General features: G+C 66.3%; 14 protein-coding genes. 12 read left to right on the top strand and 2 right to left on the bottom strand.

All coding sequences use genetic code 11. The annotated features are described in order from the left end of the window. From BGO62_RS16390 to BGO62_RS11510, 8 genes are all read left to right on the top strand, one after another. Positions 1–96 (top strand): BamA/TamA family outer membrane protein (locus BGO62_RS16390; protein WP_363924230.1); only part of this gene is annotated, 96 nt, incomplete at its 5' end. A gap of 24 nt (positions 97–120) precedes the next feature. Then, complete coding sequence (locus tag BGO62_RS11540) at positions 121–624, top strand: OmpH family outer membrane protein (RefSeq protein ID WP_296642543.1); 504 nt, start codon at positions 121–123, stop codon at positions 622–624. A gap of 26 nt (positions 625–650) precedes the next feature. Further along, on the top strand, positions 651–1,682 hold the full coding sequence (gene lpxD, locus BGO62_RS11535) for a UDP-3-O-(3-hydroxymyristoyl)glucosamine N-acyltransferase (protein ID WP_296642540.1): 1,032 nt from the start codon (positions 651–653) through the stop codon (positions 1,680–1,682). Then, complete coding sequence (gene fabZ, locus BGO62_RS11530) at positions 1,679–2,122, top strand: 3-hydroxyacyl-ACP dehydratase FabZ (RefSeq protein ID WP_296642538.1); 444 nt, start codon at positions 1,679–1,681, stop codon at positions 2,120–2,122. The genes lpxD and fabZ overlap by 4 nt, the downstream gene beginning before the upstream one ends. After that, on the top strand, positions 2,123–2,899 hold the full coding sequence (lpxA, locus tag BGO62_RS11525) for an acyl-ACP--UDP-N-acetylglucosamine O-acyltransferase (RefSeq protein WP_296642536.1): 777 nt from the start codon (positions 2,123–2,125) through the stop codon (positions 2,897–2,899). After that, on the top strand, positions 2,899–4,029 hold the full coding sequence (gene lpxB / locus BGO62_RS11520; RefSeq protein WP_296642546.1) for a lipid-A-disaccharide synthase: 1,131 nt from the start codon (positions 2,899–2,901) through the stop codon (positions 4,027–4,029). Before lpxA ends, lpxB begins: the two co-directional genes overlap by 1 nt. After that, positions 4,026–4,640, top strand: coding sequence for a ribonuclease HII (rnhB, locus tag BGO62_RS11515; protein ID WP_296642534.1), 615 nt, complete (start codon positions 4,026–4,028; stop codon positions 4,638–4,640). The genes lpxB and rnhB overlap by 4 nt, the downstream gene beginning before the upstream one ends. 11 nt (positions 4,641–4,651) lie before the next feature. Further along, on the top strand, positions 4,652–5,107 hold the full coding sequence (locus BGO62_RS11510; protein WP_296642531.1) for a CopD family protein: 456 nt from the start codon (positions 4,652–4,654) through the stop codon (positions 5,105–5,107). Here the strand turns inward: BGO62_RS11510 and BGO62_RS11505 are convergent, their stop codons facing one another. Further along, a complete protein-coding gene (locus BGO62_RS11505) occupies positions 5,108–5,503 on the bottom strand; it encodes a thioredoxin family protein (RefSeq protein WP_296642528.1) in 396 nt (131 codons plus the stop codon). On the opposite strand from BGO62_RS11505, the gene BGO62_RS11500 reads away from it, so the two are divergent. Further along, entirely contained in the window at positions 5,502–6,503 is a 1,002-nt protein-coding gene (locus BGO62_RS11500) for a sodium:calcium antiporter (RefSeq protein ID WP_296642527.1), read from the top strand. The two genes, BGO62_RS11505 and BGO62_RS11500, sit on opposite strands and share 2 nt — an antisense overlap. A 4-nt stretch (positions 6,504–6,507) precedes the next feature. On the opposite strand, the gene BGO62_RS11495 is transcribed toward BGO62_RS11500, so the two are convergent. Beyond that, positions 6,508–7,701 (bottom strand): GNAT family N-acetyltransferase, encoded by a 1,194-nt coding sequence (locus BGO62_RS11495; RefSeq protein ID WP_296642523.1) that lies wholly within the window; start codon positions 7,699–7,701, stop codon positions 6,508–6,510. A gap of 10 nt (positions 7,702–7,711) precedes the next feature. Here BGO62_RS11495 and sucC point away from each other — a divergent pair, with 10 nt between their 5' ends. From sucC to BGO62_RS11480, 3 genes are all read left to right on the top strand, one after another. Further along, on the top strand, positions 7,712–8,872 hold the full coding sequence (gene sucC / locus BGO62_RS11490) for an ADP-forming succinate--CoA ligase subunit beta (RefSeq protein ID WP_296642520.1): 1,161 nt from the start codon (positions 7,712–7,714) through the stop codon (positions 8,870–8,872). Next, positions 8,869–9,744 (top strand): succinate--CoA ligase subunit alpha, encoded by an 876-nt coding sequence (gene sucD, locus BGO62_RS11485; RefSeq protein ID WP_296642517.1) that lies wholly within the window; start codon positions 8,869–8,871, stop codon positions 9,742–9,744. The genes sucC and sucD overlap by 4 nt, the downstream gene beginning before the upstream one ends. Then, the coding region (locus BGO62_RS11480) for a nitrilase-related carbon-nitrogen hydrolase (protein WP_296642513.1) at positions 9,741–10,289 on the top strand (549 nt) is incomplete at its 3' end. The genes sucD and BGO62_RS11480, both read left to right, overlap by 4 nt.

Raw genomic sequence — 10,289 nt, 5'->3', positions numbered from 1 at the left:
CTCGGTCCGCTCAAATTCAGCCTGGCGCAGCCGCTGGCCAGCAAGCCGGGCGACCGGGAAGAAATGTTTCAATTCACCTTGGGCAATACGTTCTGAGGGTAGACCGTTACTGGAGTATTCATGATGAAAATCAAGCAGCTTGCCGTCTCCCTGATCCTGGCGTCCGCGTGTGCAGCCGCCCCCGCCCTGGCCAATACCAAGATCGGCTTCGTCAACACCGAAAAGCTGCTGCGTGAGGCGCCGCTGTCGGTCACCGCGCAGAAGAAACTGGAGCGTGAATTCGCCGCGCGCGAGCAGGAATTGCAGAAGCTCGCCAAGCAGGCGCGCGACCTGCAGGCGCAACTGGACAAGGACGGCGTGACCATGTCGGACAGCGAGCGCAAGGCGAAGGAACGCGACCTCGGCAATCTCAACCGCGACCTGCAGCGCCAGAGCCGCGAATTCCGCGAAGACCTCAACCTGCGCCGCAACGAGGAGCTGGGCCAGATCCAGGAACGCGCGCGCAAGGCGATCCAGGACATCGCGCGCGCCGAGAAATTCGACCTGATCGTCGAGCAGGCCGTCTTTGTCGATCCCAAGAGCGACATCACCGACCGGGTGATGAAGGCCCTGGGCGGGAAGTAAGTCTGGCCGCGGAAGACAAGCACCCGATGAGATCTACGCTGGCCGAGCTGGTCGCGCATTTTGGCGGGGAGCTGGTTGGAGACGGCGACGTTTCGATCCGTCAGGTCGCGCCGCTGAACCGGGCCGCGGCGGACGAAATCGGCTTCGTTTCGCAGAGCAAATATCTCTCCCAGCTGGCCGACACGCGCGCCGGGGCGGTGATCCTGCCAGTGGATGCGCGCGATGCCACCGCCCTGCCGCGCATCCTCACTCCCAATCCCTATCTGTATTTCGCGCGCGTCTCCGCCTTGCTGAACCCGCCGCCGCGCCCGCCGGCGGGCATCCATCCTGCGGCGACGGTCGCGCCGGATGCGGAGATCGCCGCCGACGCCAGCATCGCCGCCGGCGCGGTCATCGGCAGCGGTGCGCGCATCGGCGCCCGCTCGGTGATCGGCCCCAACTGCGTGGTGGGCGATCATGCGCGCATCGGCGCCGATTGCCTGCTGCACGCCAACGTCACCCTGTACCACCGCTGCGAAGTGGGCGACCGTGCCATCCTGCATTCAGGCTGCGTGGTGGGCGCCGACGGCTTCGGCTTCGCGCCGAACGAAGGCCGCTGGGAAAAAATTCCGCAGATCGGCCGCGTGCTGATCGGCGACGACGTCGAGATCGGCGCCTGCACCACCATCGATCGCGGCGCGCTGGAGGACACGGTGATCGAGGAGGGCGTCAAGCTCGACAACCTGATCCAGGTCGCGCACAACGTGGTGATCGGCGCGCATACCGCGATCGCCGCGTGCACCGGCATTGCCGGCAGCACCAGAATCGGGCGCCATTGCACGATCGGCGGGGCGGCGATGATCTTCGGCCACATCGAGATCGCCGACGGCACCCGCATCTCGACCAACACGCTGATCACCAAATCGCTGCCGAAGGCGGGCACCTACACCTCGGCGCTGCCGTTTTCCGAACACGAGGTCTGGCAGAGGAACGCCGTTCACATGCGCAATCTCGACAAGCTGGTGACCCGCGTCAAACAGCTTGAAAAACGACTCAACGAACTCGAAGGCAAATCATGATCATGGATATCGAGCAGGTGATGCAGTACTTGCCGCACCGCTACCCCTTCCTGCTGATCGACAAGGTGACCGAGCTCGAGCTCGGCAAGTCCATCACCGCGATCAAGAACGTCACCATCAACGAGCCGTTCTTCAACGGGCATTTCCCGGGGGCGCCGGTGATGCCGGGCGTGCTGATCCTCGAAGCGATGGCGCAGGCGGCGGGGATTCTGTCGTTCAAGACCAAGAACTACACGCCGGAGCAGATCGGCATCATCTACTTCGCCGGCATCGACGGCGCGCGCTTCAAGAAGCCGGTCAAGCCGGGCGACCAGCTGGTGCTCAAGGCCGAGATCGTGCGCGAGATGCGCGGCATCTGGAAATACACCGGGCGCGCCGAAGTGGACGGCGCCTTGGTGGCCGAAGCCGAGCTGATGGCCACCCTGCGCGACAAGCCCTAAATGATGAAGATCCATCCCACCGCGCTGGTCGCAGCAGGCGCCCGGCTCGCCGACGACGTCGAGATCGGCCCCTACACGATCATCGGCGAACACGTCGAAATCGGCGCCGGCACCACGGTCGGCGCGCATGCCGTCATTACCGGGCACACCACCATCGGCGCCTGCAACCGGATATTCCATTTCGTCTCGCTCGGCGAAGCGCCGCAGGACAAGAAGTACGCCGGCGAGCCGACGCGCCTGGAAATCGGCGACCACAACGTGATCCGCGAGTTCTGCACCTTCAACACCGGCACCGTGCAGGACCGCGGCGTCACCGCCATCGGCAGCCACAACTGGATCATGGCCTACGTCCACATCGCGCACGACTGCGTGGTGGGCGACCGCACCATCTTCGCCAACAACGCCTCGCTCGCCGGGCACGCCGAGGTCGGCGACTGGGCGATCCTCGGCGGCTTCACCGGCGTGCACCAGTTCTGCAAGGTCGGCTCCCACGTGATGACCGGCATCTCCAGCGTGGTGTTCAAGGACATCCCGCCCTTCGTCATGGCATCTGGCCAGCCGGCCGCACCGCACGGCCTCAACAACGAAGGCCTCAAGCGGCGCGGGTTCTCCGCCGACGCGCTGGCCGCCCTGAAGCGCGCCTACAAGATCCTCTACCGCGAAGGCAACACGCTGGCCGAGGCGCAGGCCAAGCTCGCGCCCGAGGCGGCGAACCATGCCGAAGTGCAGCAACTGCTCGATTTTCTGGCACGCGCCGAGCGCGGCATCATCCGGTGATGGACCTGGGGGTGGTCGCCGGCGAAACCTCCGGCGACCTCCTGGGCGCGCATTTCATCGCCGCGCTGCAACAGGCCTATCCCGATTTGCGCGCAGCCGGCATTGCCGGGCCGCGCCTGCAGGCAGTCGGGGTCGAGGCGATCTATCCCAGCGAGAAGCTGGCGGTCAACGGCTATGTCGAGGTGCTGCGGCATCTGCCCGAGCTGCTGTGGATCCGTTCGCGCATCGCCCGCTATTTCCTGCACGAGCGGCCGCGCGTCTTTGTCGGCATCGATGCGCCGGATTTCAATTTCACCCTCGAAGCCAGGCTCAAACAGGCCGGCATCCCCACTGTGCATTTCGTCAGCCCGTCGATCTGGGCATGGCGACCCGAACGCATCCACCGCATCAAGCAGGCGGTGTCGCATATGCTGGTGGTGTTTCCGTTCGAGGAACAAATTTATCGAGATGCCGGCATTCCGGTCAGCTACGTCGGCCATCCGCTGGCCGACGTGATCCCGCTGGAACCCGACGCGGCAGCCGCACGCGCGGCGCTGGGCCTGGCGGCCGGCCCGGTCATCGCGCTGCTGCCCGGCAGCCGGCTCTCCGAAGTGACGCGCCACGCGCGACTGATGCTCGATGCGGCGGTGCGCATCCGCCAGCGTCATCCGGACGCGCAGTTCGTGCTGCCCGCCGCCAGCGAGGCGGCCGCACGGCTGATTCGACAGGCGATGCAGGGCTTGGATCTGCCGCTGCACATTCTGGATGGCCAGTCGCATGCCGCGCTGGCCGCATGCGACGTGACGCTGGTGGCGTCGGGCACGGCCACGCTCGAAGCGGCGCTGTTCAAAAAACCGATGGTCATCACCTACCGCGTGCCCGCGCTCACCGCGCGCATGATGCGGAAAAAAGCCTTGCTGCCGTGGATCGGCCTGCCGAACATCCTGGCGCGCGATTTCGTGGTGCCGGAACGGGTGCAGGAAGCCGCCACCGCGGACAATCTTGCCGCGGATGCCCTGGCCTGGCTCGACGATGCGCCACGCCGGCAGGCAGCCATTGAAACTTTCCGCGCCCTGCACCTGAGCCTGCGGCAGGACGCCAGCGCGCGGATTGCCGAGGCGGTTCAGCCCTATCTGGCGAGGAAGCGATGATGCCGCGCCAGCCCGTCGTATTGCATCTGGGGCCGCTCGGGCTGTGCGGCGTCGACGAGGCCGGCCGTGGCCCGCTGGCGGGGCCGGTGGTGGCGGCGGCGGTCATGCTCGATCCCGGCCAGCCTATCGATGGCCTGCGCGATTCCAAGAAACTCGGCGCTGCCGCGCGCGAGCGCCTCGCCGATGCGATCCGTGCGCGTGCCGCCGCCTGGTGCGTGGCCGAGGCCAGCGTTGCCGAAATCGACCAGCTGAACATCCTGCAGGCCACCCTGCTGGCGATGCAGCGCGCGGTGGCCGGGCTGGGGCGCGCGCCCGACGACGTATGGGTGGACGGCAACCGCTGCCCCAACTGGGCATGGCGTTCGCAGGCTGTGGTCAAGGGCGACGACAAGGTGGCCGCCATCGCTGCAGCCTCGATCCTTGCCAAGACCGTACGCGACGCGTTCATGTGCCGCCTGCACGACGAATATCCGGCCTATGGCTTCGACCGGCACATGGGATACGGCACTGCCGGGCATCTGGCCGCGCTGAAGGCGCACGGCGCCTGCCCGCAGCACCGCCGCAGTTTCTCGCCGGTCAAACACGTTCTCGATCAAGCCCCACTGTTCTGAAAGGAAACCCCGTGATCCCGTCCCTGTTCCTGCATCTTCTGAGCGTCGTCGTCTGGGTCGGCGGCATGTTCTTCGCCTACATGGCGCTGCGTCCGGTGGCCGCCAGCGTGCTCGAACCGCCGCAGCGCCTGACGCTGTGGGCCGGCGTGTTCGGCAAGTTCTTTCCCTGGGTATGGGTGGCCGTAGCCCTGATTCTGGCGACCGGCCTGCACATGCTGATGAAGCTCGGCGGCGCCGCCGCGCCGCATTACACGATGACCATGCTGGCGCTGGGTGTGGCGATGATGGCGATCTTCGCTCACGTGTTCTTTGCGCCCTACGGCCGCCTCAGGCGCGCAGTCGCGGCGCAGGACTGGAAAGCCGGCGGCGCCGCGCTGGCGCAGATCCGCAGGCTGATCGGCATCAACCTCAGCCTGGGACTGCTGACGATTGCGGTGGTATTCCTGGGACGCGCGCTGGCGGTTTGATCAGGGCTCGCTCTGCGCGGGGGCTGCCAGCAGTGCACGCACGGCCTGCCGGATGGCTTCCCGCCGCGCTTCGCACTGCAGTTCGGCATGAAACTGCCCGTCGCGGTAGAGGTACACCGTGGGCAGATGGAAGATGTCGAAATAGCGTGCTATCCCGGTGGCCTCGCTGACATCGACTTCATGGAAGGCGTCGGCCATGTCGGCCAGCGCCTGCGGCAGCAACGTCTTCCAGGTGCGGCATGCACCGCAGTGCGGCGCGCTGAACAGCACCACGCCCAAACCAGACGAGGCAGCCAGACGGCGGTGAAACTCGCCCTCGGCCAGACGCGAAAAAGCCGGCAGGGCCGTGGTCGCGCTACTGCTAGAATCGCACTTTTCCCCCTGGCTGGCCCTCATGCTGTTCCTCGAACTCTTCGGCTATCTGCTGCTCATCCTGGTGGCGGCGGAAATCTTTGTCAACGCGCTCGAACATCTGGGCGAGAAACTACACATCTCGGAAGGCGTGACCGGCTCGTTGTTCGCCGCGGTCGGCACCGCCATGCCGGAAACCCTGGTGCCGCTGCTGGCGATCTTCGCCGGCAGCGGCAACGCCGCCACCAACGAAGAAATCGGTGTCGGCGCCATCCTCGGCGCGCCGCTCATGCTGTCGACGCTGTCGCTGTTCCTGATGAGCGTGGCAGTGCTGAAACGCCGCGGGTTGCTGGGCCATCTCACCCCGGAGAAAACCGGCCTCAAGCGCGACCTGGACTTCTTCCTGATGGCGTTCGTGCTGGCATTCGCCGCCATGTTCGTGCCGCATGGAGACGGCTGGGTGCGCGGCTCGATCGCCTTCGTCATGGTGACGATCTACTTCGTGTACGTGATGCTGACCCTGCGTGCATCGAGCAAGCTGGTCGAGGAGGGCCACGCCACCGAGGCCGGGTCGCCCATGCTGCTCAACCGTTTCGGCCTGCCGCAGAACCTGTTCTTCATCCTCGTGCAGCTGGCGCTGGGCCTGGCGCTTCTGGTCGCCGGCGCCAAGGGCTTCATCCACGGCGTGGAACTGGCCGCCCCCATCATCGGCATTTCCGCGCTGCTGCTGTCGCTGATGATCATTCCGATTGCGACCGAGCTGCCGGAGAAGGTGAACTCGATTCTATGGATCCGCAAGCGCAAGGACACGCTGGCGTTCGGCAACATCACCGGCGCGATGGTGTTCCAGGGCACGCTGTTGCCCGCCATCGGCATCTCGCTCACGCCGTGGTCACCGCAGAAGGAGGTGCTGCTGGGGGTGGGCATCACGCTGATCGCGGCGTTCTGGCTGCGCTGGGCGGCGCTGCACGGCGGGCTGCGGGTGTGGCACCTGTTCGTCAACGGCGCGCTTTACGTGACCTATCTGACGGCTGTCCTGGTCTAAAGCGTCAGCCCTTGGGGGGCGGCTCGCGGCGGAACGGCCCGTCGAGTTCGTCCATGTAGTGGCCGATGGCGTCGGTCTCGCGTTCCAGAAAGCGGTCGACCGCCTCGCGGAATTCGGCATTTTCCAGCCAGTGCCAGGAATGCGTGGCGGTCGGCACCAGCCCGCGTGACAGCTTGTGCTCGCCCTGCGCGCCGCCCTCGAAGACTTTCAATCCATTCGCGATCGCGTATTCGATGCCCTGCTGGTAGCAGGTCTCGAAATGCAGGCCGGGCACGTATTCCAGCGTGCCCCAGTGGCGGCCGTACAGCCGCTGGCCGTCCTTCAGGCAGAACGAGCAGGCGGTGGGTTCGCCGTCCTTGTCCGCAATGATGAGCAGCAGGTTGTCCGGCATCGTCTCGCGCAGCTTCGCGAAAAAGGCGCGGTTGAGATGCGGTTCGCTGCGGTGGCGGGCGTAGGTGTCGGCGTAGCAGCGATAGAAGAAATCCCAGTCGGCATCGGCGCTCTCCCTGCCTTCCACCCAGCGAAACGTCACCCCCAGCGCGCGCAGCTTCTTCCTTTCCTGGCGAATCTTCTTGCGCTTGTCGTGCGTCATCGCGGCGAGGAAGTCGTCGAAGCTGGCGTAGCCCGCGTTGAACCAGTGGAACTGGAAGCCGCTGCGATGCAACAGTTGAGTGGCCTGGAGCGCGGCATGGTCCGCCTCGGCGGGAAACAGGATGTGGAACGACGAGCAGTTCAGATCGCGGGTGAGCTTGAGTGCCGCCTGGATCAGTGCGGTGCGGTCGGCGTCGTTGCGTGCCAGCAGGCGCGGTCCGGGCACCGGCGAGAAGGGGACGCAGCACACCAGCTTGGGGTAGTAGTCGAGGCCATGGCGGCGGTAGGCGTCGGCCCATGCCCAGTCGAACACGAACTCGCCCCAGGAGTGGCGCTTGACGTAGAGGGGTAGCGCGGCGTCGAGCCGGCCGTCCCTGAATAGCGCCAGGTGCACCGGCTCCCAGCCGATGTCGGCACCGACGCAGCCGGTCGTTTCCAGTGCGTCGAGGAAGGCGTGCTGCAGGAAGGGCGAATCGCCGGCCAGGGCGTTCCATGCGCCGGCCGGCAGTTCGGCCATGCGCATGACGACGCGGACTGCCGTTTCTGCGGCTTTGGCTTCCGTAGCGGGGGGCTTTGCTTCAAAATGCACGTCTTGGCGAGTTTCCATCGAAAAATACATGAACCTGCATGAATATCAGGCCAAACAGGTCTTGCGGTCGGGCAACATTAACACGCCGCGCGGCATCGTTGCGGCAAGCGCCGAGGCTGCGGTAAACGCCGCCAGCGAACTGGGCGGCGACGCTTGGGTGGTGAAGGCGCAAATCCACGCCGGCGGGCGCGGCAAGGCGGGCGGGGTCAAGCTGGTGAAAAGCCTGGGCGAGGTGCGCACGCTGGCCGAATCGCTGCTCGGCAAGCGGTTGACGACCAATCAGAACGCGCCCGACGGCCAGCCGGTGCACCAGGTGCTGGTGGAAGAGACGCTGCCGATCGCGCGCGAGCTGTACCTGTCGCTGCTGGTCGACCGCGAGACCGAACGCGTCGCTGTGGTGGCGTCCGCCGCCGGCGGCATGGACATCGAGGAGGTCGCCCATGCCACCCCGGAAAAGGTGCTCACCGAGATCTGCGATCCCCTGCTGGGCGTGCAGGACTTCCAGTGCCGCGCGCTGGCGTTTGCGCTGGAGCTGACGGGCGACGCCTACAAGGATTTCTGCCGCCTGCTGCCGCAGCTCTATCGCGTGTTCGTGGCCAACGATCTCTCCCTGCTCGAAATCAATCCGCTGGTGGTGACCGCCGACAACCGCGTGCTGCCGCTCGACTGCAAGATGAGCGTCGAGGACAACGCGCTTTACCGCCGCAAGGCCTTGGCAGAATTGCGCGACGACAGCCAGATCGACGCCAAGGAAGCCGCCGCCAACGCGGCCAACGTCAACTACGTCGCGCTCGCCGGCAACATCGGCTGCATGGTCAACGGTGCCGGGCTGGCGATGGCGACGATGGACCTGATCCAGCTGGAAGGCGGGGCGCCCGCCAACTTCCTCGATGTCGGCGGCGGCGCCACCCCGGAGACGGTGGCGCAGGGCTTCAAAATCATCCTGCTCGACCCCAATGTGCGCGCGGTACTGATCAACATCTTCGGCGGCATCGTGCGCTGCGACGTGATTGCCGAGGGCATCGTCCAGGCGGTGCAGGAGGTCGGCGTGCAGGTGCCGGTGATCGTGCGGCTGGAAGGCACCAATGCCGAGCTGGGCCGCACGCTGCTGGCCGAATCGGGGCTGGCGATCCTGCCGGCGGAAAGCCTGACTCGGGCGGCCAAACTCGCGGTGGAGCAAGCGCAATGAGCATCCTCGTCAATCAAGATACCAAGGTCATCTGCCAGGGATTCACCGGCAAGCAGGGCAGCTTCCATTCCGCGCAGGCGATCGCCTACGGCACCCGGATGGTCGGCGGGGTGACGCCGGGCAAGGGCGGGCAGACGCACCTCGATCTGCCGGTGTTCGACACGGTGCGTGCCGCGGTGCGGCAGACCGGCGCCAGCGCGACCATGATCTACGTGCCGGCGGCGTTCGCCGCTGATTCGATCCTGGAGGCGGCGGATGCCGGCATCGAGGTCATCGTCTGCATCACCGAGGGCATCCCGGTGCTGGACATGCTCAATGTGAAGGCGGCGCTCAAGGCCAACGGCGCCAAGCTGATCGGCCCCAACTGCCCCGGCATCATCAGCTCGGGCGAATGCAAGATCGGCATCATGCCCGGCGCCATCCACAGCAAGGGCAAGATCGGCATCGTCTCGCGTTCCGGCACGCTCACCTACGAAGCGGTGCATCAGACCACGCAACTCGGACTGGGGCAGTCGACCTGTGTCGGCATCGGCGGCGACCCGATCAAGGGGCTGGATTTCATCGATTGTCTTGAAATGTTCGAGGCGGACCCGCAGACCGAGGCGGTGATCCTGGTCGGCGAAATCGGCGGCAGCCGCGAGGAAGAGGCGGCCGAATACATCCGTTCCAATATGAACAAACCGGTCGCCGCCTACATCGCCGGCCGCACCGCCCCCAAGGGCAAGCGCATGGGCCACGCCGGCGCGATCATTGCCGGCGGCAGCGGCACGGCGGACGCGAAAATCCGCGCGCTGGAAGCCGCGGGCGTCGTCGTGGCGCAGAGCCCGGCGGGCCTGGGCGAAGCCGTGCAGCTGGCGCTCGGCGCTCGATGAAACTCGCCGTCGCGCAGATCAATCTCACCGTCGGCGACATCGCGGGCAACACCGACAGATTGCTTGCCGCCGCGCGCGAGGCGCATGCGGCAGGCGCGGCCTTGCTGCTTACGCCGGAAATGTCGATCTGCGGCTACCCGGCGGAAGACCTGGTGCTGCGGCGCGATTTTTGCGAGGCCTGCGCCGCTGCGCTGGGGAAAATCGCAGACGAGGCGCCGCGCGAACTTGCGCTGATCGTCGGTTACCCCGAGCGCACCGACGATGGCCTGTTCAATGCGGCGGCGCTGCTGCGCGGCGGCCGCATCGAGGCGGTGTACCGCAAGCACCACCTGCCGAATCATTCCGTGTTCGACGAACAGCGCGTGTTCGACAGCGGCGACGCGCCCTGCGTGTTCAGCTGCGGCGGGGTGAATTTCGGCCTCAATATCTGCGGCGATATCTGGGAGCCGGGGCCGGCAACGCGGGCGATGGAAGCCGGCGCCGACTGGCTGCTGGTGCCGAACGCCTCGCCGTTCCATCTTAACAAGGAGCGCGAACGCCATGTG

This window comes from Thiobacillus sp. 65-1402 (genome assembly GCF_001897685.1).
In the GTDB taxonomy this organism is placed as follows: Bacteria; Pseudomonadota; Gammaproteobacteria; order Burkholderiales; family Thiobacillaceae; genus Thiobacillus.
This window is presented reverse-complemented; position numbering and strand designations above follow the sequence as displayed.